Below are 25419 nucleotides of genomic sequence, written 5' to 3'. Positions count from 1 at the left end.
TACTTAAACCTTTTTTAGAAATTTCGTTCGTGTGAGGATTAAACGTCGATGGCCGAGGCGGCAGCGACGTCGAACTTGCCTTCGTTGCCCAGACGAACATCGAGGCAGAGGCTCTGAATTTCCTTCATCAAAACGTTGAACGACTGAGGCGTTCCCGCTTGCAGACTGTTATCGCCCTTAACCAGGGACTCGTAAATACGGGTCCGGCCGGCCACGTCGTCAGACTTGACCGTAAGCAACTCCTGTAGGGTGTAGGCGGCACCGTAAGCTTCCAGTGCCCACACCTCCATCTCACCGAAGCGCTGGCCACCGTACTGGGCCTTACCACCAAGCGGCTGCTGGGTGATGAGGCTGTAAGGACCGACCGCACGGGCGTGGATCTTGGAGGCGACAAGGTGGTTCAGCTTCAGCATGTACATGTAGCCGACCACGACTTCCTGGTGAAGCTTCTCACCGGAACGACCGTCGTAGAGGATGCTCTTACCAGTGGTGGGCAGCCCGGCTTCGTCGAGGTAGCCACGAACGCGCTGTTCGGGAATACCGTCGAAGACCGGAGTGGCCACAGTGATACCGAGCTTCTTACAGGCCCAACCGAGGTGGGTTTCCAAAACCTGTCCCACGTTCATCCGCGAAGGCACACCCAGCGGATTCAAGCAGATTTCAACCGGCGTACCATCCGGAAGGTAAGGCATGTCTTCCTCCGGAACGATCTTGGCGACCACACCCTTATTACCGTGGCGGCCGGCCATCTTGTCACCGACTTGCATCTTGCGCTTCTTGGCGATGTACACCTTCACGCTCTTGACCACGCCCTGATCGGCGTCTTCACCGGACTCGATGCTTTCGATCTTGCGCTCGCGGTCATAGTCGAGCTCGTCGAACTTGCTCTGGTAGTTGTTGACGATCTCCATGATCTTGATCTTCACCGGGGACGGATCGATCTCGATGTGCTTGGAGACGGCAGCCAGGCGGCGCAGCAGGGTCTTGGTGATCTTGCGGTTTGCCGGGATGATCACTTCGTCGGTCTCGCCGTTCTTGACGTCGAGCGGAATCTTTTCACCGAGGAGGATGTTGGACAGCGCCTCAGTCAGGTCTTCACGAAGCTTGTCGCTCTGGGAGCGGTACTCTTCGTTGATCTTCTTGATCTGGCGGCGACGGTCGGAAGCGGAGAGTTGCTCCGGTTCGCCATCGACGCGGGCGGAGACCTTGACGTCCATCACGATACCATGGACACCGGACGGAACGACCAGCGAGGTATCCTTCACATCGGCAGCCTTCTCACCGAAGATCGCGCGGAGCAGCTTTTCTTCCGGAGCGAGTTCGGTTTCGGACTTCGGCGTGATCTTACCGACGAGGATATCGCCCGGCTTGACTTCGGCTCCGACGCGGATGACACCGTCGTGGTTGAGGTCCTTGAGGGCCTCTTCACCAACATTCGGAATGTCACGGGTAATTTCTTCCGGTCCGAGCTTGGTGTCGCGTGCAGTGACTTCGAACTCGTCGACGTGGATGGAAGTAAAGATGTCCTCCTTGACGATCTTCTCGGAGATCAGGATCGCGTCTTCGAAGTTGTAACCATTCCAGGGCATGAAGGCCACGAGGATGTTACGGCCGATCGCAAGTTCGCCCTCGTCGGTGGAAGCACCGTCCGCCAGGACATCGCCCGCCTTGACCGGCTGACCGCGATTGACGATCGGCTTCTGGTTGAAGCAGGTACCGGCATTGGAGCGCATGAACTTGCGCAGGTTGTAGACGTAAATGTCTTTCTTCGCATCGGTCTTCAGATCCTTGGTACGGGCCGGAAGGGTGCCGTCCTTTGTCAGGATGATACGGCGGGAATCCACCGAGGCGATAATACCATCGATATCCGCGACCTCGACAGTCTTGGAGTCGATGGCGACGCGACCTTCGATACCGGTACCCACGAAAGGAGCTTCGGACTGAAGGAGCGGCACACCTTGACGTTGCATGTTCGAGCCCATGAGCGCACGGTTGGCGTCGTCGTGCTCGAGGAAGGGGATCAGACCGGCAGCAACCGAAACCAGCTGCTTCGGCGACACGTCCATGTAGTCGACCTGGTCGGGTGTCAATTCAAGCACCTCATCCTGGTTCCGGCAGGTCACGCGACCGACGAGCATGCTGTTCTCGTCCAGCTCGGAATTGGCCTGAGCGATCATGAACGGCTCTTCCTGGTCGGCGTTGAGGTATTCCACCTCATCGAGGACCTTGCCATCGATCACCTTGCGGTAAGGCGTTTCGATGAAGCCGAACTCATTAATGCGCGAGTACAGGGAAAGCGAGTTGATCAGACCGATGTTCGGACCTTCCGGTGTTTCAATCGGGCAGATACGACCGTAGTGGGACGGGTGCACGTCACGCACTTCGAAACCGGCACGTTCACGGTTCAAACCACCGGGCCCCAGAGCGGACAGACGACGCTTGTGGGTCAGCTCGGCCAGCGGGTTGATCTGGTCCATGAACTGTGAAAGCTGGCTCCGGGCAAAGAAGTCACGAATCACCGTGCTCAGGGCCTTCGGGTTGATCAGCTTCTGCGGAGTGATCGAATCGACGCTTTGATCGTAAAGGGTCATGCGCTCCTTGACCAAACGCTCGGTGCGGGCCAGGCCGACGCGGCACTGGTTGGCCAACAATTCGCCGACGGTACGGACACGACGGCTGCCCAAGTGGTCGATATCGTCCAGCGTACCGTCACCACGCTTGAGGCGGGTCAGGTACTTGGTGGCTTCAACCACGTCCTGCGCATTGATGATACGGAAATCGAGGTCCGTATCCATGTGCAGCTTCTGGTTGAGCTTGTAGCGACCAACGCGGCCGAGGTCGTAACGGCGCGGATCCTGGAAGAGACGCTTGAGGAGCGCCTTGGCATTGGCCGTTGTGGGGGGCTCGCCGGGACGCAGGCGCTTGTAGATATCCTTGAGGGCTTCCTCCTCGTTTTGAGTCGGGTCCTTCTTCAAGCAGCGGATGATGGCACCATCGTCGATCGTGGTGTCGATCGCGACGACCTTTTGCAGACCGGCCTTCTCGAAGGAACGGACGATGGTCTTGGTCAGCGGCTCGAAGGCACGGGCCAGGACGACCCCCTTGTCGGCGTCGACGATGTCCTCGGTGAGGACAAGATTGGACACGGAGTCGCGCTTGAGCGCTTCCTCCACGCTGATTTCCTCGAGCTCGTAGAAAAGGTTGAGGATGTCGGCGTCGGAGCTGTAGCCCATGGCACGCAGGAGCGTGGTGAGCAGGAACTTGCGGCGACGGCGACGGCGGTCGAGATAGACGTAAAGCAGGTCGTTCTGGTCGAACTGGACTTCGAGCCAGGTACCGCGGTCCGGAATGATACGGAAGGCATGCAGGACCTTGCCGCTGGTGTGGACGCTTTCTTCAAATGCGATACCGGGAGAACGGTGGAGCTGGCTGACGATGACGCGTTCCGCGCCATTGATAATGAAAGAGCCGCGCTCGGTGATCATGGGCAGCTCGCCCATGTAGATCTCCTCATCCTTGATGTGGTCTTCCTCGCGCAGGCGAAGCTTGACGTAGAGGGAGACGGAATAGGTCACCCCTTCACGGATCGCCTCGATCTCGGTTTCCTTCGGCGGCGTCACGTTATAGCTGACATACTCGAGATGGCAGCGGCTGTCATAGCTTTCGATCGGGAAAACTTCGGAAAAGACGGCTTCCAAACCAAGCGGATCGCGCTGGCTCGGAGACATCTCCATTTGGAGAAACTCCTTGAAGGAGTTGATCTGATTCTCAATCAGATTGGGTGGCTGGATGACTTCCTTGAGTTGACCGAAGTTTTTACGCTTTGACATAACGGGTGTCCTGGAGGGCGATGTGGATGGAGAAGTATGAGAAAATCTGGGTGCCGTAAAACGGCGGAAAGACAAAAACAGCTAGGCGAAGTCCCGGCCGGTCATCGACCGGGACTCACCTAACTGTGTTAAAAATGCAAACTGTGGAGTTTGATCGTAGTATCGAAGTGGATTACTTGAGTTCAGCCTTGGCGCCAGCAGCTTCGAGCTTCTTCTTGATCTCTTCTGCTTCGTCCTTAGCGGCACCTTCCTTGACCGGCTTCGGAGCGCCTTCAACCAGTTCCTTCGCTTCCTTCAGGCCAAGACCTGTGATAGCGCGAACTTCCTTAATGACGGCGATCTTGTTGCCACCTGTTTCAGTCAGGATGACGTCGAACTCGTCTTTTTCTTCAGCAGCTTCTGCAGCGGCAGCGGGGCCGGCGGCAGCAGCAACTGCAACGGGAGCAGCGGCGCTGACGCCCCACTTCTCTTCGAGTTCCTTGACGAGGTCAGCGACTTCAAGCACGGTTTGTGCGCTCAGCCACTCGATGACTTGTTCTTTGGTGATGTCTGCCATGATGTTTTACCTTTCAATGGGTTAGCGCCCCGGATGGGGCATTTAAGAGGAAATCCCCTCCTAACCGGATTAATATGGTTGTTTTGAGTTCACGCCGCCGCCCGGCAAAAGGCGACGGCGTAAAAGTATTGAATGAATGAATTAGCCTTCGCCGTTTTCCTTGCGGACCTTGGCTTGAAGAACGTTGACGACGTTTTGCGGCACGGCGTTGAGGACTCGGACCAGGCTGGTGCCCGGTTGCGTGAGCAAACCGAGGAGTTGAGCGCGAAGGACTTCGAGCCCCGGCAGCTTGGCCAGTACTTCGATTTCTTCCTTGCTCAGGGCACGGTCGTTCATGATGCCAACCTTGAGGTCGACCTTTTCCTTCTTCTTGAAGAATTCACCCAGGACCTTGGCCACACCGGAGGGGTTGTTACCGCCGACGATGATGGCTGTGGGACCGTTGAGGTGCTCGCTCACGTCCGGGAATTCACGGGCTTGGGCGGCAACATTGAAGATGGTGTTCTTCACGACGTGGAATTCAGCGTCGTGCTCGGCCAGGGACGCGCGGAGCTCGGCGGTTTCTTCCACCGTGATACGCTCGTAGTTGGCGAGGTAAACATAATCGGACTTGCCGAGGTGCTGACTGACCTCGTCGACGAGATATTTCTTTTCGGGTCTCATGTTCGTGGTCCTCCTTAGTTCTTGTTGTAACCAGCGGCGTCCAAGGTAATGCCCGGGCTCATCGTGGCACTCAGAGTCATGCTCTTGATGAACTTACCAGTGGTTGCTTGCGGACGGGCCTTAACCAGCGCGTCGATGGCAGCTTCGGCATTCTCGGTGATTTGCTCGGCGGTGAAGGAACGCTTGCCGATCACGATGGCGACGTTGGCGGTCTTATCCATCTTGAATTCGACACGGCCCCCCATCACTTCCTTGATGGCAGCGGGAATGTCGTCGGTCACGGTACCGGACTTCGGGTTCGGCATCAAGCCACGGGGACCGAGCACACGGGCGACCTTACGGACGCTCTTCATGGCGCTGGTGGTGGCGATGGCGACGTCGAAATCAGTCCAACCCCCTTCGACCTTTTCAATCAGGTCGTCGAGGCCGGCTTCATTGGCACCAGCGGCAGTAGCTTCATCCGGATTCTCGGTGAAGACGATAACGCGCACGGTCTTACCGCTTCCGTTCGGAAGCTGCAGCGTGCCACGGACCATCTGATCGCTCTTTCGAGGATCGACAGTGAGGTGGGCGTAGAGCTCGACGGTCTCGTCGAACTTCGCCTTCGGCAGTGTGTTCAGTAGCGCAGACGCTTCGGCGACCGAGTAGGTCTTCGTAAGATCGGCCATTTCGACCGCCTTACGGTAGCGTTTGCTTCCCTTGATTTGCTGGGTTGGCATTGTTGACTCCTTGTTTAGGTGAAAAATCCTAATCGACGATTTCGAGGCCCATGGAGCGGGCGGTACCGGCGATGATGTTGAAGGCTGCGTCCTCGTCCTTTGCGTTGAGGTCCTTCTTCTTGGTTTCAACGATTTCCAAGACTTGCTTGCGGGTGACCTTACCGACCTTGTCGCGGTTCGGCACACCGGAGCCCTTGGCGATGCCAGCGGCCTTCTTAAGAAGGACGGCAGCGGGGGGGGACTTCAAGATGAAGCTGAAGGAACGGTCGGCATAGACGGTGATGACCACCGGAAGAATGAGACCCGCCTGATCCTTGGTCTTGGCGTTGAACTCCTTACAGAAGCCCATGATGTTAACACCTTGGGCACCCAAAGCTGGACCCACCGGGGGGGCCGGATTGGCTGCGCCAGCAGGCAATTGCAAACGGATTAATCCTACGACTTTCTTAGACATGGCTAATTAGCTTTCTTCAGTTCTCTGGACCTGCCAGTATTCAAGTTCAACAGGCGTATAACGCCCGAAAATAGATACGGAAACCTTGAGTTTGCCCTTATCGGGATCGATTTCCTCGATTTTGCCAACGAGGTTCATGAACGGACCGTCGTTGACCTTTACCATTTCGCCGACTTCGTATTCGATCTTCGGCTTTTCCTTACCCTCGGCTTCCTCGACCTGGTTGAGAATACGATCAATCTCGTTCTTCTTCAACGGGTGCGGACGGTCGCCGCCGACAAAGTTAATGACGCCTTGTGCTTCACGCACGAAATACCAAGGCTTCTGCAGGAGCTTTCCGTCGTCATCGTAGAGGCGCATTTTGACGAAGACATAGCCCGGATAGAACTTGCGGGTCTTGGTGCTTTTCTTGCCGTTCTTGACCTCGGTGATGGTTTCGGTCGGCATCAATACTTCGAACACAAAGTCTTCCATCTCCTCGATAGCAATAAACTTATCGAGGTACTTCTTAGCCTTCTGCTCCTGGTTGGAGAGCGTCTGGACGGCATACCAATTGGGACCGGAAACTGAGGTTGAGTTCGACATTAGATGTGTAACGTAAACCGATGAGGTATCAATGGGAGCGACGGGCCGGCATCAAAGGCCTCAGCGCACCCAGGTAGTGAGGAGTTCGACTCCGTTCAGCAAGGAGAAGTCCGTCAGCGCGATAAAGGAACCAAGGATCGCGGTTGCGATGAGCACCACGGCGGTGGAATCACGCAATTCGATCTTGCTCGGCCAGGAGGCCTTCTTGAGTTCGGTCAACGTCTCCTTGTAGAAGAGACGAATACTGCTGAACGGGTTCTTCATGTGAAAAAATGGCAGGAGAGGAGGGACTCGAACCCACAACTTGCGGTTTTGGAGACCGCTGCTCTACCAATTGAACTACTCTCCTGTGAAAAGATTAAGTGAAATTCTGTTTAAGACAGTGAAGCCGAGGACCCGTGGGGCCCTCGGCAAAACTGGATTACAAGCTGGTCGAGGCTTACTTGACGACCTCAGTGATACGACCGGCACCGATGGTGCGGCCACCTTCACGGATGGCGAAGCGTTGGCCCGGCTCCATAGCGATGGACTTGCCCAGCTCGATTTCAACGGTGAGGTTGTCACCCGGCATGACCATTTCGACGCCTTCCGGAGTCTTGATGATGCCAGTCACGTCGGCAGTACCGAAGAAGAACTGCGGACGGTAGCCGTTGAAGAACGGAGTGTGACGACCACCTTCATCCTTGCTCAGGACGTAAAGCTCAGCCTTAGCAGTGGTGTGCGGAGTGATGGAGCCCGGCTTGGCCAGAACTTGACCACGCTCGATAGCGTCCTTGTCAACACCACGAAGAAGAAGACCGACATTGTCACCAGCCATACCTTGGTCGAGTTGCTTACGGAACATTTCGACACCAGTCACAGTGGTCTTTTGAGTGTCGGTCATACCGACGATCTCAACTTCTTCACCAACCTTGATCAAGCCACGCTCGATACGGCCGGTAGCAACAGTACCACGACCGGTGATGGAGAAGACGTCTTCCACAGACATGAGGAAAGGCTTGTCAGTCTCGCGGGTCGGCTCGGCGATGTCGGCGTCGATAGCAGCCATCAGGTTACCGATCGCTTCAACACCTTCCGGCTTACCTTCGAGGGCAGCAGTAGCGGAACCACGAACGATGGTGATATCGTCGCCCGGGTACTCGTACTTGGAAAGGAGGTCACGAACTTCCATTTCGACCAGCTCGAGGAGCTCTTCGTCATCAAGAAGGTCAACCTTGTTGAGCCAAACGACGATGGTCGGAACACCAACCTGACGAGCAAGAAGGATGTGCTCGCGAGTCTGCGGCATGGGGCCGTCAGCAGCGGAAACAACCAGAATAGCGCCGTCCATTTGAGCAGCACCAGTGATCATGTTCTTCACGAAGTCAGCGTGACCCGGGCAGTCCACGTGTGCGTAGTGGCGATTTTCGGTCTCATATTCCACGTGAGCAACAGCGATGGTCACAGTCTTGGTCGCGTCACGGACCGTACCACCCTTTGCGATATCCGCATAGGACTTGAACTGGGCAAGACCCTTGTCGGACTGGACCTTGAGGATCGCAGTCGTCGTGGTGGTTTTACCGTGGTCAATGTGACCGATCGTGCCGACGTTAACGTGCGGCTTTGTTCTTTCGAATGTTTCCTTAGCCATGGTTGGTGTTATTTAGTTATGAGAGATTGATGTGATTTACGGTAGATGGAGCCCTCGAGCGGGATTGAACCGCCGACCTCATCCTTACCAAGGATGCGCTCTACCACTGAGCTACAAGGGCGCATTGGAGAATCTGTAAAGAGCCGGGTTTCAACGTCGCAAGCGGGTTGAATTTTGAGAAAGCCCGCGAAAGTGATATTCGGCCCAGAGTCAGTCAATACTTATTTAAAAAAAATACGGGCCCGAAACGGCACGCCTCACCCCCGTCTCCGAGCACTAGGATAATATTTTGCGGAGAAAGGCCTCACGATGCACTGTGGACGGGCCCTCAGCCAGCAAGGCACGCCGGTGGGAAGTGGTCCCATAGCCCTTATGTTGAACGAAACCATAAGCCGGAAATTTACGGTCCAGCAAGCACATCTCGCGATCCCGGAGCACTTTGGCCGCAATACTGGCCATGGCGATCGAGATCGAGCGCCCGTCCCCCTTAACAATCCCCTGGTGGACATAAGGAAAAGGCTTCAGAGGCCGGCCGTCCACGATGAGCTTGACCCCGGTACAGCCCTCAAAGAGCGGACCCGCCGCAGCGGCCTCCGGCAGCGACCAGGCCCGGGCCCGGGCCGCAAGGGCCTCCACCGCCCGGCGCATAGCCAGACGCGTAGCCCCCAGAATATTATGCGTAGCGATCTCCCCGACCGACCCGGAAGCCACTTCAAAATCAAGCCGCCCTTCCTCACGCAGCTGCAGAAGAAGGTCATACTGCGACTCGCGTGCCGCCGCCGACAACTGTTTGGAATCGTTGATCCGGGCACTGCGCTCCAGAACGGAGGGATCCTCAAAAAAGCCCGGTCCCAGCACGCAGGCCCCCGCCACGACCGGCCCGGCCAAGGCACCGCGCCCGGCTTCATCGATACCGACAAGCCAGTCGCATTCAGCCAGCAAGGCCCGGTCGTGTTGCTGCAGCGCGTTCAAGATGTATGTAGAAAGTCGGCCCGAAGCGCCAGGACAAGCCCCTTTTCGCCGATTCCAAGCCCGTTTTCGCAACTTCGGAGGCATCCGGGACGATACGAATGAAATGTTCGCCAGTAAACGACCATGCCTCCCTGCCTTCTGTCTGGGCATCAGCGTCACCCTCCAAGCAGCCTTCGGAATTGAACTCAATGCCAGCAACCCGCCTTACGCCGAGGGTGAAGTCATCATCCGGTTCAAGGACGGAATCAGCGTCACTGAAGCGAGTAATATACTCATCACCAAGGACTTGGAACTAAGTAGACACCTCAATCAACCCAGAGCGCAAGACAACAGCGCCCTCCCCGTCTGCGCCCTCGTACGCGACTCAAACCGCAGCACGGCAGAGCTCATCGAAGCCCTCGGTTCCCAGGAGAATGTCCTCTATGTAGAGCCCAATTACATACGCAGGCCCTTCCTCAGCCCCGACGACAGCGACTTCGAAAAGCTATGGGCGCTGCAAAACACAGGCCAGACGGTCAACGGCACGACCGGAACCAGCGGGGCCGACATCGGCTTTCCGGAGGCCTGGACGCTCTCCCGCTACGAATCCGAAAGCATCGTCGTCGGCGTGGTCGATACCGGCGTGGATATCACGCACCCCGACCTGGCAGACAACATCTGGACGAATTCCGGTGAGATCGCAGACAACGACATCGACGACGACGGCAATGGCTATATCGACGACGTAAATGGCTACAACTTTGCCGACGAGAGCAATGACGTCTCCGATAATGACGGTCACGGCACGCATGTCGCCGGCACAATCGCCGCGGTCGGGAACAACACGACAGGAGTCATCGGAGTTTGCTACCCCGCACAGATACTCCCGCTACGAATCGAGGATGATGCGGGCAACATGTACACCTCCGATCTGGTCGAAGCGCTCGAATATGCCGTCGCGCTCAAGGAAAGCGGCGTCAACATCGTCGCGATCAACGCATCGCTGGGCGGCAGCACCGCATCCACCGCCGAAAGCGAAGCCATCGACGCCATGGAGGCCGCCGGCATCATCCTGTGCGCGGCTGCGGGCAACGACGGAGAAGACCTGGAAACCACCCCCTGCTACCCGGCCTCCTACACACAGAGCAACATCCTTTCCATCGCAGCCAGCAACCAGAGCAACGGCTTGGCCTCCTTCAGCAACTACGGCGCGGACTCCGTCGACCTCGCAGCACCCGGCGTGAACATCTATTCGACCATGCCCGAGGACCAACTGAGCACCACAAGCACGGTGACGATCGACGGCACGAGCTACTCGGCCGCCGAAATCGAGTACAGCGGTCAGACCGGCACGGAGGGAGTCAGCGGGACCGTGTACGACTGCGGACTCGGCTACGAAGCCGACTTTCCCGACGAGGTCGCTGACAATATTGCGCTGATCGAGCGAGGCACCCTGACCTTCTCCACAAAAGTGACAAATGCCATGAATGCCGGAGCCGTGGCCGCCATCATTTACAACAATACCAACGAGCTCGCCAGCCCGATCAGCTATTGGACACTGAATACCGATGCTGATTGGATCCCGGCGGTGGCGGTGACCCAATCGGACGGGGAAAGCATTCTGGACAGCTTGCCGGAGAGCGGCTGCGTGGCCAATTACAGCGACAGCAGCCAAGCCTACCAATACCTGAGCGGCACCTCGATGGCGACGCCGCACGTCACCGGTGCCGTTGCGCTGGCCGCATGGAATTTCCCGGACGAGAGCATGTCGGCGCGCATCGACCGCATCCTGGACAAGGTCACCACCGTCGCAAGCCACTCCGGCAAGTCCGTCACCGGCGGCATCTTGAACCTACCCGACATGGTCAACAGCGACGGCGACAGCCTTCCGGACTGGTGGGAGCAGGACGCCTTTGACAGCCTGGAAAACGACGACACAGGCGACAGTGACGGCGACGGCTTGAGCAACCTTGCGGAATTCATCGTCGGGACCGATGCCACCACCGCGAGCCAATACAAGGGGATCGAAAGCAGCAGCTACAGCAGCGAGGGATTCAGCCTCAACATCAACAGCCTGGAAGGGCGCAACTACCAGGTGCTCTGGAGCGAATCACTGGAGACCGACAGCTGGGAAATCCTCGCCGAAGACCTCTCAGGCACCGGCGGCACCATCGAAGTACAGGACCCCGATGCCAGTGCCTCCAGCCAGCGCTTCTACAAGCTGGAAGTCGAACTGGAGGACTGAGCGTCCTGCGATGCATCGGCTTGCGGCAAGGCCGGCTCCGGTACCTTCGCCAGCAAGCGCTCGACCACGGCCGCCACTTGGCTGTTGGTACAATCCGCAACAACCAGGACACCGTTTGGGTCAATGATATAGTAGTCGGGAAAGCCGTTCACACCGTAGGCCTCAATGGTCGCACCTTCAGGATCAACCGCGACCGGATAACGGATCCCCTTTGATTGCACGACCTGCTCCATGTTCTCCGCACCGCGGGGATTGCAAATACCGATCAAAACCAGCTCATCCTTAAAGCGCTCCTGCAGCTTGTTGTTCTTGGGTATACTGGCGATGCAGGGGCCACACCAGGTCGCCCAGAAGTCCAAGACCACCACTTTGCCTTTCAAATCCTCAAGGGAGAAGCCCTCGGAATTCAACCAGGCGGACAACTCCAGCGCCGGTGGCTGGGAACTCCCCTGCAGGTCAGCCAATCGCTCCCGCTTCTGAGCATTCCCCTCATAAGCAAAGGAAAAGTCCCCGTCCGAGGTTTGAGCCGGCATGGAGATCGTGAGCGAGAGCAGGGCGAGGATCAGAACAAAGCTTTTCATTCAAACCTTCTTATGTTCAGCGAAAGGAATGTCAACCAAGCTCCCTTGACCGGACCATAGCCCCGGTAAAGCGTGAAAGCAACCCGTTGCCCCCGATAAGCCTTGCCCATTCTCTTGAGTACGTTAGCTCCGAATCATGCCTGATCTCTCGCTTGAAACTGCCACCCAAACCTACAAACGACTCCGCGAAGCCTTTGCCCCCGTCATCGTGGGACAAGATGCCATCATCGAGCTTCTACTCGTCAGCCTCTTTTCAAAAGGCCACTGCCTCCTGATCGGCGTTCCCGGCCTGGCCAAAACCCTCTTGGCTAAGAGCGTGGCCGACGCGCTGGCAGTTGAGTTCAAACGTATCCAGTTCACCCCGGACCTGATGCCTGCGGACATCCTAGGCTCCGAGCTGATCCAAGAGGACGAAAACCGCCATCTGCGCTTCGAGCACCAGAAAGGTCCGATCTTCACCAATTTGCTGTTGGCCGACGAAATCAACCGCACACCACCGAAGACGCAATCCGCCCTGCTCGAAGCCATGCAGGAGCGGCGTGTCACCCTGGCCGGAGTCTCCCACCCGCTGCCGGACCCGTTCCTCGTCATTGCGACCCAGAACCCGATCGAGCAAGAAGGCACTTACCCTCTACCGGAGGCGCAACTCGACCGCTTCATGTTCTCCCTCTACATCGAGTATCCGGAGCTCGAGGATGAGAAAGAGATCGTGCGACGCACGACCTGCGGCCAGTTTCAATCGGTCGCCTCGGTCGCCAGTCGGGAGGAGATCGTGGCGATCCAGGAGTTGGCAGCCGCCATGCCGGTCGGTGAACACGTGCTGGCCTACGCCGTCGAACTGGCGGCCAGCACCCGCGCTTCCTCGCCCAACGCGCCCCAGTTATCCAAAGACTACATCGAATGGGGCGCCGGACCGCGCGCCTCGCAGTACTTGATCATCGGTGCCAAGACCCGCGCACTCCTCCAAGGTCGGGCCGCCCCGGAAACGGAGGATGTCCGCGCGGTGGCCCATGCCGTCCTGCAGCACCGTATCGTACCGAACTACCGAGCCACCGGGGAGGGCCTGAGCGCCCGTAAGCTCATTACCCACCTGGTCGAAGCGGTGAAAGAGCCGACTTACGCTTAAGACCGGCGCCATCCTCTCGTGATGAACCCGAACAAGCTCATCCTGCATACGGTCTCCGGCGGCCGGCGCGTCCGGACACCACCGCTGCCCCCCGGCAAACGCTTTCCGCTCCTCAGCCCGTCCGAGCTCGAACGCTACAAGAACCTGTACACCTTTACCAAGATGCGAGTGGAAGGCCATCTCAGCGGACGACACAAGTCCCCCTTCCAGGGGTCATCCAGCGATTTCGCGGATTACCACGAATACTCCCCGGGCCAGGATGTGAGCCGCATCGACTGGCGTGTCTACGGCCGTTCCCGGCGCCTCTATGTCCGCCGGTTCGAAGAAGAAACGGACATGGCCATCTACCTACTGGTGGACGTCAGCGCCTCCATGAATTACGGAGGCTCCGGACGCATGCCCAAATTCATCCATGCCGCACGACTGGCCGCCGCGATCGCCTACCTGGCAGTCCGCCAGCGGGACAAAGTTGCGCTCGGACTGGTCGGCAAGGAACTCCGTAATTATTGCAAGGCAGGCGGCAGCCGACTGCACCTGCAGAATCTGTTGCAGATGCTGGAAAGCGTTTATCCGGCACAGAGTACCAGCCTTGCAACCGCGCTGCATAATTGCGCCGAAGTCTTCCGCCGCCGCGGGCGCCTCGTCCTGATCTCGGATTTCCATGACGACCTGGATGCCGTGCTCGATGCGCTGGGGCATTTCCGTCACCGTGGATTCGAGATCCAGCTCTACCAGATACTCGACCCGGACGAGCTCAAGTTGCCACGTTCCGCCGCAGTCGAGTTTATCGACATGGAGAACCATGAACGGGTGCGCGCCGACATCGATGAAATCCGAAAGCTCTACATGCAGCGCATACAGGATGTGATCCGCCGCCTGGGCGACGAATCCGTGCGCCGGCACTTTTTCCACCACCTGGTCAACCCGAACTCCCCCCTGCATTCCGGACTGGAAGCCTACCTGAACGCGGGCAAGCGCCCCCCCAGCATTCTCGCCTGATGTCTTTTCTCAACCCAGGCCTGTTCGCACTCGCAATCCCGATGCTGGCGCTGCCGCTGCTGATCCACCTGCTCAGCCGCCGCTCTTCCAGACCCTACCGTTTTCCCTCGATCCGGCTGCTCAAGGTCAGCCTGACCCGCAGCGCGGCAATCTACCGCTGGCGTCACTGGCTCCTGCTCTTAACCCGCACCTGCCTCTTGGCCTGCCTCCTCCTCGCCTTCCTTCAACCGCTGCTGCACCGCCGTGGCGCCGTGCCCAATGAGGCGCAACGCATCGTGCTCATCCTGCTGGACCATTCGGTGAGCATGGAGCATAAGCACGGCGGAACGACCGCACGTGAACAAGCCATGAGCGAAGGGGCCCGAATTTTAGCAACCCTTCGGGAGGGCGACCGGGTGAATGTCATCCGTGTCGGCCACGAGTCAAAGCCGGCGTTCCATCAGCCCGGGCTGGATATCCAGCAAGCCCGCGAATTCATAATGTCCACCCCTCCCGGTGTGGGCCGAGCGGATTTCAGCCTGGCCAACCAAAGCTTCGCAGGTATCCCGGCGGAAGACGGCGTCGAGATTGAAATTTACTACCTTTCCGATTTTCAACGCTCGGACTGGTCGAATGTCGACTTTCGCCCCCTGCCCCCTCAATCACGCAGCTTCTTTGTCGATGTCGGTGCAAGGGTACGGGATAACCGGGCGCTCATCGAACTCCAGCTCACGGGCGAATCAGTGTCCGGGAGCATGGCCCGGATCGAAGCGAAGCTGGCCAACTACTCCGGCACAGCCCGGGACGAAACCGTCACCCTGCTGCTCGACGGCCGTCCGATCGGCCAGCACCCGGTCTACGTGGCTCCCAACTCCGTCAGCCAATTCGAGATTCCGCTGGTACTTCCCGAAACCGGCAAGCATGTGCTGGAACTGCAAATCCCGGGCGATGCGCTTGCGGCCGACGACCATTTCTTCGCGGTTCTCGATATTCAGGAAAAGGAGGAAATCCTGCTCGTGACCTCCGGCGAGGAAGGAGCCTTACAAACGGCCCGCTACCTCGAAGCCGCCCTCAACCCCTATCCCGGCAGCGCCGGATCGGTCCGCCCGCGACAAGTCACGAGCGAGACACTGTCCGAAGCCGATCTGGCCTCCGTCAGCAAACTATTCATCTCCAACTCCGGCCCGATCCACCCCGACCAGGCCAAGCAAATCGCCGAATTCCTCTTTGCCGGCGGCAATCTGGTCTGGTACCTCAACGGTCCGGCCGATCCGCAAAGCCTGAGCGAACTGGGAGCTGCGATCGGTGAAGCAGGTATGGCCCTGCAGCTGGGCGATTGGATGGAAAGCGACCAGTTAAGCGCGGCCAAACGGGTCATCCGCGGGAACTTCGACTCCCCTTTCCTCAAGCTGTTTTCGGGAACACGGCGACAGGACCTGGGGCTGCTCGAAGTCTACGACAACTTTGCCGCCGCACGCACCGGGACCGGCGAGACTCTACTCTACTTCGACGACGGCAGCCCGGCCCTGAGTTTGCAGGAACACGGACTCGGGCAAATCCTCCTGGTGAATTTCTCCCCCGCCCCGGAAGCCAGCAACCTCGTGAAGCAACGCTTTTTCCCGGTCTGGACGCAGTCCATCCTGGCGGCTTTCCATGGCGGCGGCTCCGCCCCGATCCACTACCAGGTGGGCGACCAGATCGTCACCGAAGTCTGGCGTGAAGAGATCAGCCACAGCCAGTTTCAAGATCCCGGCGGACAACCGGTTTCGACTCAGGTAACAGTCACTGGCAGCCGTGCCAGTGTCAGCTTCCCGGCCAACCAGCCCGGACTCTATCAACTGGTAAACCGCCGGCAATTGGCCGAAGCCTTTGCGGTCAACCTGCCCCCGGAAGAGGCGGACCTGCGCCCGGTTGACATGTCGACCCTGCCGGAGCGCAATAATGCATCCGAAGCGGAAGCCTTTGTGGAGCGCGTCGGTACCGACTACCAGACGGCCGCGCTGGGGCGCCCTGTCTTTCACTGGTTCGTAGCCGCCGCACTTGCCTGTGCGCTTTTAGAGATCTGCCTGCAGGCCTTGATCCGCCATCACACCCCCGGAGTCACCACGAAAGAATGAACCCGGTGGTCGAAACAACACAGATCTTTTACGACCCGGTACTGCCGCCGGCGCTGCTGCTCCTGCTCGGTCTGCTGCTCGCGGGGGCGACACTCGCAGTCTATGCACGGGACCGCCGGACCACCGGCAGTACGCGCTGCCTCGTCCTTTGCCTCTTTCGCCTGTTGGGGCTAAGTGCCGTCTTTTACCTGCTCCTCAACCCTCAAAAGGAAGTCGCCAAACGGGTCGAATTACTGGAGCAACGCGTCGTCATCGGCTTGGACACCTCCGCCAGCATGCAACACATGGACGATGGCCAAGAGGCACGCCTGGACCAAGCACGCCGGCAGATCGACCGTGCCAGGCTCATCGTGGACGAGGAGCCCGCCTATCCCGGGCTGGATTTTTACTGCTTCGACGAATCCGCCCGGGCGGTACCGGCCGCCGCGCTGTCATCGCTGAATGCGGACGGGAATGACACCCGCTTCCATAACAGCCTGGGGGGGATGCTGAACGCCGCACACAAAGGCCAGGCCCTCGCCGCCCTGATACTCTTGACCGACGGGCACGACTTCGAACTGGTCAATCCGGCCCGAACCGCACTGGAGGCCAAGGCCCGCCATTGCCCCCTCTATATTCTTCCGGTCGGCAGCGAGCACACCGTCCGGGACGCCTCGATCCAAATCGCCAGCTATAAGCCTTATGTTTTCGCCGGCCAACACGCACGGATCGACGTCGCACTGCGCCTGATCGGCTGCGAGTATGAGGACTTCGTTCTCGAGCTCTACCGGGACGGCAAGCAGATCGCCCAGCGCCAGGTTGCGGTCGGAGACGAACTGCAACGAATCGAAAGCTTTGAAGTTATGGAAAAGGATCCGGGGCAGTACGCCTACGAGTTCCGCCTGTCGCAGGTTCAGGACGAGGTCACGGATGCGAACAACGAGGCAATCACCTTCCTCAATGTTTCCAACAAGAAGATCAACCTGCTCATCCTTGAAGGCTCCCCCTATTGGGATACAAACTTCACCCAGCGCACCCTCTGGTCGAACGAGAAATTCAACATCGACAGCATGGCTTCGGTGGCTCGCGACAAACAGATCGCCTTGCGGAAAGACAACACTCTGGGCCCACTCACGCTCCCCCGAAGCGCACAGGAATTCGACGCATACGACTGCATTCTACTGGGACGACATGTGGAACGCCTGCTGGACCACGATCGACAGGGAGCCCTCGCCGACTACGTCCAGAACTATGGCGGCAACCTGATCTTCACGCGGGGGCAACCCATGCAGGATGCCAAGGTCATCGACGCCCTGTCCCCTGTCGACTGGGGCGAAACCGTACACGGATTTGCCGAACTGGCGGTCGTCCGCGCCGGGCGCAGCCTGCCTCCGTTCGAACTGCTGGACCGGCAGGCCGGCGGGCGGGAACTGCATGCGCTCTTCGCCAACCAGGAAGGCGCGCCCAAGCAGCTCACCACCGTCCTGGCCAGCACGCAGCTCGACAACGGCAGCGAACCTCTCGTAGCCATGGCGCACCGACGCGCAGGAACAGGCCAAGTCATGTCCATCTCCAGCACCGGCTTGTGGCGAAGCGGGTTTCATGACGAGATACCCCAAAGCGCATCGATCTTCGACCAGTTCTGGGACAACCTCATCCTCTGGATGATCTCCGGCCGCAATGCGTATTCAGGAAGCGAATACGCAGTCCTCCTGAACACCGCGAACCTCTCCCTAGGACAAAGCCTTCACATGCGAATGACGACCTCGCAGGCGGACAAGCTTCCCGCCGGCCTGGAAGTCGAGATCTACAAGTCCGGCAAGAAGGACCCGGTCGACCGGATCGTCCTCGCGCCATCCGACAAGGACTACCGACTGAATGCCAGTTATACCCCCGAAGTTCCCGGGCTCTACCGTGCGGCACTCACCTTGCCAAACGGCGAAGCCAAGGAATTACGCTTCGCCGTCTACCAAGACGACCAGGAGCGCAGCGAGGTCTCGGTCGACCGGCCGTATCTCGAACGCCTGGCCCAATTGAGCGGAGGGCGCATCATCCGACCGGACGAGCTCGAGGCCCTGGTCAAGGAACTCCTCGTACGGGAGGAACCCGAACCGCTCAAGCAGCGTGAACCGACATGGGACAGTCCCTGGCTTGCACTCTTGATTACAGGACTATTGGGTATGGATTGGCTGCTAAGGAGACGCTGGGGCTTATGTTGAATAACGAACGGATGGTCCTTCACAATCTGGAACGCGCCGGGGCAAAGCTGCGACGTCTGGAAGCCTATTGCCTGGGCCTGCGCATCACTCCGCTGTATGCGCTACTGGTCTGCCTGTTCCTACTGCTGGATCTTATTTTCCGCTTCGGCCCGTCCACACGCCTGGCCATGCTGCTGGCAGCCATCGGGCTGGGATTCGTACTGGCATGTTGGGGGCTTTGGTACGGCGGTATCCGGAAGGTCAATTCACGTCGCATCGCTCGTCACTTGGAAACAAGCGATCCCACCCTGGGCTCGAGCCTGATCAACTTCCTCGACCTGCAAGCCACCACAAGCGACGAGGATACGCGGGAAACAACGCGCATGCTGGCGCAACGGGCCCTCGAATCGCATGCCGGAACCGCAAGCCGCCACGAACTGGTGCGCACCGTCAAACTGCCGCAGCTATCCAAGCGTTTCGAACGCTTTGCCTACGTCAGTCTGGCTGGCGTGGCCGCCTGTATCCTGGCCTGGCCTGTAGTAAAAGCCCAGCTGCCCCGGTTGCTGGATCCCTACGGCGACCACCCGCCCTTTTCACTGACCGCACTCCGCATCGAGTTTCCAGGAGAAGATGCGGCACCCGTGGTCTATGGGCAGTCACTCAAGGTCCAGGTCGGCGTCAAGGGTCACAACCCAGGTCAAGTCAACCTGATCTACTGGCCGAGCGAACGACCGGAGGAAGTGTACCAAATCAGCATGCTGGACCGTGGCAAAGACGGCTACGTCCAACAGATCCCGGAAGTGACCGAAGCGCTCACACTCGTGGCGGAAACTGCAACCGGCCGGGCGCGAACCAAGGAACGCCAGGTCCAAGTGCACCTCACACCGCAGTTGCTTGAAACCGAAGTCATCGTCACGCCCCCGGCCTACACGAAACTGCCCGCCCTGCGCCGCCCCTACCGGTTCACCGAATTGAAAGCGCTGGCCGGATCGAGCATCGAGATCATCGCGCATTCCAACCGGCCCCTGGCCGGCGGCAGCCTCACCCTCTCCCGCCCACTCGATAGCTCGAGCGAGAAGACCATCCAAATGCGCCCCGGGAAGGAGCACGAAGCCATCGCTCAATTTACCGCCGAGGCGAGCATCGGATTCAACTTCAAGATCACGGATGAGGATGGGCTGGACTCGGACACCAGCCCGAAAGGATCACTCTTCCTCCTCACAGACCGGCCTCCCGCCGTGAATGTCACGCAGCCCGAGCAATCCGCCTTTCTTGCACTCGATGCCTCCCTGAACGTCCAAATTGAAGCCTACGATGATTACGGGCTGCAGGAATTGCGGGTGCATCGCGCAATCAACGGAATCTTCAGTCCGCCCCAAACCATCACGGCGGATAGCGGCAAGCAGCGAAACCTCAAGCACACATGGGAACTCGACTTCAGTCAGGTCGGTGTTCAAGCCGGCGATGTGGTCACCGTCTATGCCGAGGTGATTGACAATGCACCCGAGCCACAGATGAGCCGGAGCGGGCTGGTGCAGATCGCCGCCATCACGGTCGCCGACTACAACAACATGCTACGCCGCGAGGCGGACATGGCACGCATCGCCCGCAAGTATGAAAGCATCCGGGCAGAGTTCGAGAACTTGATGTCCGAACAAGCTGCGATTCGGGAAGCGCTGAGCTCCCTGCAAAAGCAGCTCGAAGGGGCCAAGACAGATGCGGAACGCGACGCCATCATGGAACAGTTCAAGCAACTGCAGGCACGACAGGAAGCGCTGAATAGCAACTTGGACCAGCTGGCAAAATCGCTCAACGAAGCGATACGCGACCAACCCTTGTATGATGTGGAACGCAACTTCCAGGAGCAATTCAAACGGGAATCCGAGAAGCTCTACGATGCCGCGGCCCGCAACCGGTATGCAGGGCAGCAGATCAGCAAACAAATGCAAGAAGCGGCGGGGATGAGTCCGGAGGAGCAAGCGCAAGCCCTTCAGGCTTTTGCCGAGGCCTTGCAACGCCAACAGGAAGCACTCGGCGCCGGGCAGGAGTCCACCGAAGCAGCCAGCCAGACCATGCAGGACATGGCCCGGTTTCACGAGATGGTGAAGAACTTCAATCGCTTTGCCGCACTCGCCGGGGAGCAGGCGCAGCTGGCCGGAAAAGTCGCCGCCTACGACCGAGGGGAACGTCTCTCCCGCGCCGACCAACTTGCATTGAGGGACCTGGCCGCCGAACAGGAACGCATCTCCCAAGAGATCCAGCTGCTGGCGGAGAAGATGCGAGAGGATGCCGAGGCCGGCGCGGAGAACTTTCCAAAAGCGGCACAGAGCTCCCGTGACTTTGCCGATGCGATGGAGCAGGTACGGCTGCCTCAACTCAGCAAGCAGTCCACACAGTCCATGCTCGCCGGCTCCGGCCCCAAAAGCGCCGCGCTTTCGCAGGCCACCGCCGAGGCGATGCAAAGCCTGCTCTCCCAGTGCAACGGCTCGATGGGAGAAATGAGCCAGGAACTCGACCGCGCCCTATCGGCTCAACGACCCAATGGGGGTGCGGGCAACACCTTCGAGCAGATGCTTGAAAACATGCAAATGCGTTATTCGATACCCAGCTCCATGCTCGGACAGTCCGGCAGCGGACAAAGAGGCTCCGGTCTGGCCAGCGGCTATTCGGTATCCAGTCCCCAGGGCCCGGAACTACACGGCAACGAGTCGCTTGCAGCCGACGGCCAAAGCACTGCGAGCCAGAATAGCCAAGGCGGCGGTATCGGAAACGGAAGCAGCGACTCCGTCATTAGCCATACCTACGAGGACCCGGAAGCCCTCACCGGAATGCAGGAGACGGAACGTCGCAGTTCCAGTGCCCAATCGGAAAGCCTTTTCATGGAAAAGGACCAGATCATCGATGCCTACTTTAAAAAGATAACCGAAGAAAACCAATGACCCGATTGACCCGCGCCGTCTTCATCGTCTGCCTCAGCCTAATGCCCCTCCTGTGCCGGGGCAAAGCACCCCGGGCCAAAGCGAGTGACCTCGCTCAACTTCAGGTCGGCAACCTGATCTACGGGAAACAACAGAGTTCCGTTTGCTTTGCCGACCGCTTTCTAAAGACCATACGTGAGACCACGCATCTGGAGGTTGGCAACAGTTTCGTACCGGTCGATCTCTCGTCTCCCGACCTCTTCGACCTCCCCTTCTGTATCTTTTCCGGCGAAGGCAGTTTCAACCTGAGCGAGCAAGAACGTGAGAACCTGCGCACGTATCTCAAATCCGGCGGCTTCATCCTAGCCAGCCCGAGTTGTTCAAATGCGGACTGGGACCGTTCCCTGCGTCGTGAAATCGCACTTTGCCTGCCGGAAGAAGAACTGGCCCAAATCCCCATGAGCCATCCGATCTTTTCCATGATCAACCAGATCGACAAGCTCGTGGACAAGAAGGGCAAACCGGTCTTCCTGCAGGGCATGCATATCAACGGCCGACTGGTGATGGTCTATTCCGTTGAAGGTCTCAACGACGTGAAAAACGCGAAAGGCTGTTGCTGCTGCGGTGGCAATGAGATCCGCAATCCTGCCCTCGTGAACGTCAACATTTTCACCTACGCAACCATTTACTAGATGCGCTCCAAGAGCCCATTCCAGATTGCCCGCATACTCGCTCTACTCTGCCTGCTCCTGCTGGCCTTCGTTTCAGGTTGCGGGCGCGGCGACCAAGCGAAGCTCGCCCGGATCGTACTGACCGCAGACATCCGCGGACGACTGGTTCCCTGCGGGTGTTTCACCGGGCAATTGGGCGGAATGACCCGCTTGCATACGCGAATCGGATCGAACAAGAAACAGAATGAGCTGCGACTGGATGTCGGCGATGCCATCCGTGGCACGGAGGACTACCACCAAATGGAATACGCTCACATCCTCGAAGCATTCCAATTGATGCAGTTCGACGCACTCAATCTCGGCGGCCGCGAAGCCCAGCTATCCGCCGAGGTTCTCAAGGAGCTGCACGATAGGACGGACGCGCCGCTGATCAGCGCCAACCTGATTGACACGGAAAGCGACTCCCCCCTCCTGCCGGTCTATAGAGTAAGCGATCTATCCGGAACCAAAGTCATCATTACCGGAATCATTGACCCGGCATCGATGCATGGCCAATCCTCGGGTTCCGGCCTGCGAGTGGAAGACCCGGACCAGATATTGCGCGAACTGCTCCCGAAGCTACGTAAGGACTGCGACTTGCTAATCCTGCTCGCCTTCGCCAACGAAAACAGGCTACGGCATTATGCTGAGGAATACTACGAAGCCGACTTCATACTCGGCGGCGATGTAAGCCAACCTTCCGGGAACACGCGCCACATCAACCAATCCCAGGTCTTTTACGTGGCCAACGAGTCCCGCACGATCGGGCTTATTGATTTTTCGACCCAACGCATCCCCGAGCGGCAACGTGCGGACATAAAGGTGCTGAACGCACAGCCGGAACTGCTCTATGAGGACATTCCGGAATCCCTACAGATTCGTTCGCTCGCCAACAACTACCGGGATCTGGTACGCACAGCGGAGCTCGACATCGACGACCCCGGCAAGCTCGATGCAGACCGCATCCCCGGTGTGCGGCAAGCCGCGGAATACGTCGGCACGGAGAACTGCATCGCGTGCCACCAAGAGGACTATTCGGTCTGGCGCAAAAGCGGGCACGCAAAGGCATGGGAAACTTTGGTCCACAACAATGCGGATGCCGACCCGAACTGTATTCGCTGCCACACCGTGGGCTTCGGCACCGAGTCCGGCTACCGCCGTGCCTACCGGCACGAAAAACTCGTCAGCGTCGGCTGTGAGAGCTGTCATGGTCCGGGCAGCCGCCATGTCGAGGAACGCAGCAAGAACCTGCCGGTCACTTTCCATTTCCGCCCGCTGGCCGAAGCAGACTGCCGCAGCTGCCACTACGGTGAATTCAGCCGCCCCTTTGAATGGGATCTCTTCTGGCCCGACATCGCCCATGGACGGCAAGCCGATCGACTCTCCCTGACTGCCGTCACCGACGAAAGGAAGCAATGACACGAAAACTTCATTTGACCGCCTGCCTGGCTGTGCTGCTCATCCTCCATGCGCTTTGTCCGCTCGTTGCCGAAACCGGCGAAGCCAAACTGCGCCTGCTTTATTTCACGGCCGATTGGTGCGGTCCCTGCCAGCTAATGCAGCAACAGACCTGGCCGGTCCCCGCGGTTCAGAGCGAGTTGAGACAATACACATTGACCAAGATCGACATCGACGCGGAAAAGGAAACGGCGCGCAAATGGTCGGTCAGCTCCATCCCCACATTCATCATCAGCGACAGCGAAGGCACACAAGCCCTGGTCCGCACTTCCGGATTCAAGGACGGCGACCAGATGGTGCAGTGGCTGCAAGACGCCCGGGTGATGGCGATGGACCAGCTGGCGCGCCAACGCGCCACCCAGGCGAAATACGAGGCCAGCCAACAGATGCTGAGGAAAGCGACAGGCAATTGGGACCAACCGGAAAATGCGGCAGCCGTGCAGGCATTGTTCACGCTTCTAGCGATGCGCGAAAGCCTGACCGAAGCACAGTCGACAAGCTTGGACCGGCAAGTCCAAGCACTGGCCGAACAAGCACCCGGCTTACTGGCTCAAGGCATCCTGCACCGGGACCTGCAAGTCCGCGTGCGTGTGGCCCGTGCCTTAAGTACCGAGGACACCCCGCTGGATGCCTGGGCGAGTGAATCGGAACGCACAAGGCAGTGCGAAGCCTACCGCTCCGCAATACAGAGAGGCGTCCTCAAGCAGGACTAGTACTTATACCAGCTCGGCTTGGCCGGCGGTTCCTTGCCCTGTGCCTCGTAGGCGGTTTTGAAATGCATCTTGGCAAAGTTCGAGAGCGCCTCGGCACCCTTTTCCTCGACGATTTTCTTGGCCTGGGCGAGGACCTTGCCACTCGCGCCTTTCGTCAGTTCTTCACCGGCCTCTTCCGAGAGGCGTTTCATTTCGCGCACATAGACCGCCCGGGCCACGATGGAGGCCGCAGCCACCACAGGATCGGACTCAGCCTTGGTACGGCTGATCAGCTTGAAATCCTTCCGGTCCTTCACATAGGCATCGACCAGTTTCTCCTTGGTGAACTGGTCCAGCAACCCCCAGGGGGCGGGCCGTTCGTCAAGGGCCTGGATCAGCGACTTGCTGTGGTACCAGGCCAGTAGCTTGTTCAGGTTACGGTCGAACTTATTGTAGAGCTCGTTGTATTTCGGCATGCGGGCAAAGGCCGTCTTGAGCACCACGCCCTTGGTCTTACGGATCTCCTTGTCGAGCTTCAGGATGCTACCGTCGGTCAGCTTCTTACTATCGGCCACTCCCAATTCCATCCACTTCCTAACCATATCTCCGTCCGCCACCACGCAAGCCGTGACCAGCGGTCCGAACAAGTCACCCTTCCCGCTTTCATCACAGCCGGCATGCAGCTCAAACCATTCGGGATGGTGCACCTCGTCGTAGCCCAGCTTGGCCTCCCCGGTGATTTCCGCTTCCAGAATATCACGCACGAAGTCTTCCGTCTTTTTCCCGGACACCACCAACTTTCCACTCTGGTAACCGACCACATTGACCTTCTCCCCCTTGAAGGCGAAAAGTGAATAGGCCACGTCGTAATGGAACCAAGGCCCCTTGTTTCCCGCTTCCAGATAGTCCGCCAACTTGTCCATCTGCTCATCGTCGAGCTTGATGGTGTACATGGACTTCTGCTTGGGACCTTCGTCTTCGGACTGTTGTTTTTTCTTCTTGGGCATTGGTGTTAAGAGCGGAAGCGCA

20 protein-coding genes and 2 tRNA genes are annotated in these 25419 nt (G+C 58.7%); 9 read left to right on the top strand and 13 right to left on the bottom strand.

The window, feature by feature from the left end:
* Positions 1-38: 38 nt before the first annotated feature.
* The 11 genes from rpoB to O2597_RS11365 form a co-directional block, all read right to left on the bottom strand.
* Entirely contained in the window at positions 39-3830 is a 3792-nt protein-coding gene (rpoB, locus tag O2597_RS11415) for a DNA-directed RNA polymerase subunit beta (protein WP_269524910.1), read from the bottom strand.
* A 172-nt stretch (positions 3831-4002) separates the two neighbouring features.
* Complete coding sequence (gene rplL / locus O2597_RS11410; RefSeq protein WP_269524908.1) at positions 4003-4386, bottom strand: 50S ribosomal protein L7/L12; 384 nt, start codon at positions 4384-4386, stop codon at positions 4003-4005.
* A gap of 141 nt (positions 4387-4527) precedes the next feature.
* On the bottom strand, positions 4528-5049 hold the full coding sequence (gene rplJ / locus O2597_RS11405; RefSeq protein ID WP_269524906.1) for a 50S ribosomal protein L10: 522 nt from the start codon (positions 5047-5049) through the stop codon (positions 4528-4530).
* Positions 5050-5063: 14 nt separating this feature from the next.
* The gene (rplA, locus tag O2597_RS11400; protein ID WP_269524904.1) at positions 5064-5768 is read right to left on the bottom strand and encodes a 50S ribosomal protein L1; all 705 of its coding nucleotides are present in this window, start codon (positions 5766-5768) and stop codon (positions 5064-5066) included.
* A gap of 28 nt (positions 5769-5796) precedes the next feature.
* On the bottom strand, positions 5797-6222 hold the full coding sequence (gene rplK, locus O2597_RS11395) for a 50S ribosomal protein L11 (protein WP_269524902.1): 426 nt from the start codon (positions 6220-6222) through the stop codon (positions 5797-5799).
* 6 nt (positions 6223-6228) lie between these two features.
* Positions 6229-6807 (bottom strand): transcription termination/antitermination protein NusG, encoded by a 579-nt coding sequence (gene nusG / locus O2597_RS11390; RefSeq protein WP_269524900.1) that lies wholly within the window; start codon positions 6805-6807, stop codon positions 6229-6231.
* 60 nt (positions 6808-6867) lie between these two features.
* The gene (gene secE / locus O2597_RS11385) at positions 6868-7071 is read right to left on the bottom strand and encodes a preprotein translocase subunit SecE (protein ID WP_269524897.1); all 204 of its coding nucleotides are present in this window, start codon (positions 7069-7071) and stop codon (positions 6868-6870) included.
* A gap of 9 nt (positions 7072-7080) precedes the next feature.
* Positions 7081-7156, bottom strand: a tRNA-Trp gene (locus O2597_RS11380).
* Between the two features lie 90 nt (positions 7157-7246).
* Entirely contained in the window at positions 7247-8437 is a 1191-nt protein-coding gene (gene tuf, locus O2597_RS11375; RefSeq protein ID WP_269524895.1) for an elongation factor Tu, read from the bottom strand.
* A gap of 46 nt (positions 8438-8483) precedes the next feature.
* Positions 8484-8558: transfer RNA gene (locus tag O2597_RS11370), tRNA-Thr, on the bottom strand.
* 155 nt (positions 8559-8713) lie between these two features.
* A complete protein-coding gene (locus O2597_RS11365) occupies positions 8714-9409 on the bottom strand; it encodes a ribonuclease HII (RefSeq protein WP_269524893.1) in 696 nt (231 codons plus the stop codon).
* Positions 9410-9512: 103 nt separating this feature from the next.
* On the opposite strand from O2597_RS11365, the gene O2597_RS11360 reads away from it, so the two are divergent.
* A complete protein-coding gene (locus O2597_RS11360; RefSeq protein WP_269524891.1) occupies positions 9513-11633 on the top strand; it encodes a S8 family serine peptidase in 2121 nt (706 codons plus the stop codon).
* On the opposite strand, the gene O2597_RS11355 is transcribed toward O2597_RS11360, so the two are convergent.
* Positions 11603-12214 carry a TlpA family protein disulfide reductase gene (locus tag O2597_RS11355; RefSeq protein ID WP_269524889.1) on the bottom strand — a complete coding sequence of 204 codons (612 nt, stop codon included), beginning with the start codon at positions 12212-12214 and terminating at the stop codon, positions 11603-11605. The two genes, O2597_RS11360 and O2597_RS11355, sit on opposite strands and share 31 nt — an antisense overlap.
* A 136-nt stretch (positions 12215-12350) precedes the next feature.
* On the opposite strand from O2597_RS11355, the gene O2597_RS11350 reads away from it, so the two are divergent.
* From O2597_RS11350 to O2597_RS11315, 8 genes are read left to right on the top strand one after another with little or no spacing between them, the layout of a single operon-like run.
* Entirely contained in the window at positions 12351-13340 is a 990-nt protein-coding gene (locus O2597_RS11350) for an AAA family ATPase (protein ID WP_269524887.1), read from the top strand.
* A 21-nt stretch (positions 13341-13361) separates the two neighbouring features.
* Positions 13362-14339, top strand: a complete 978-nt coding sequence (locus O2597_RS11345; RefSeq protein ID WP_269524886.1) for a DUF58 domain-containing protein — start codon at positions 13362-13364, stop codon at positions 14337-14339.
* Positions 14339-16435, top strand: coding sequence for a vWA domain-containing protein (locus O2597_RS11340; RefSeq protein ID WP_269524884.1), 2097 nt, complete (start codon positions 14339-14341; stop codon positions 16433-16435). The genes O2597_RS11345 and O2597_RS11340 overlap by 1 nt, the downstream gene beginning before the upstream one ends.
* On the top strand, positions 16432-18633 hold the full coding sequence (locus tag O2597_RS11335) for a hypothetical protein (protein WP_269524882.1): 2202 nt from the start codon (positions 16432-16434) through the stop codon (positions 18631-18633). Before O2597_RS11340 ends, O2597_RS11335 begins: the two co-directional genes overlap by 4 nt.
* A complete protein-coding gene (locus tag O2597_RS11330; protein WP_269524880.1) occupies positions 18627-21551 on the top strand; it encodes a hypothetical protein in 2925 nt (974 codons plus the stop codon). Before O2597_RS11335 ends, O2597_RS11330 begins: the two co-directional genes overlap by 7 nt.
* The gene (locus O2597_RS11325) at positions 21548-22222 is read left to right on the top strand and encodes a DUF4159 domain-containing protein (RefSeq protein WP_269524879.1); all 675 of its coding nucleotides are present in this window, start codon (positions 21548-21550) and stop codon (positions 22220-22222) included. The genes O2597_RS11330 and O2597_RS11325 overlap by 4 nt, the downstream gene beginning before the upstream one ends.
* Positions 22223-23659: a multiheme c-type cytochrome gene (locus O2597_RS11320; protein WP_269524877.1), complete on the top strand. Its 1437-nt coding sequence runs from the start codon at positions 22223-22225 to the stop codon at positions 23657-23659.
* Positions 23656-24411 carry a thioredoxin family protein gene (locus tag O2597_RS11315; protein WP_269524876.1) on the top strand — a complete coding sequence of 252 codons (756 nt, stop codon included), beginning with the start codon at positions 23656-23658 and terminating at the stop codon, positions 24409-24411. Before O2597_RS11320 ends, O2597_RS11315 begins: the two co-directional genes overlap by 4 nt.
* On the opposite strand, the gene rnhC is transcribed toward O2597_RS11315, so the two are convergent.
* Positions 24408-25397, bottom strand: coding sequence for a ribonuclease HIII (rnhC, locus tag O2597_RS11310; RefSeq protein ID WP_269524874.1), 990 nt, complete (start codon positions 25395-25397; stop codon positions 24408-24410). The two genes, O2597_RS11315 and rnhC, sit on opposite strands and share 4 nt — an antisense overlap.
* Between the last annotated feature and the right edge of the window lie 22 nt (positions 25398-25419).

Source organism: Coraliomargarita parva, from assembly GCF_027257905.1.
Lineage (GTDB): Bacteria > Verrucomicrobiota > Verrucomicrobiia > Opitutales > Coraliomargaritaceae > Coraliomargarita_A > Coraliomargarita_A parva.
Note: the sequence above shows the minus strand (reverse complement) of the source record. Positions and strands in the feature narration are given on the sequence as shown.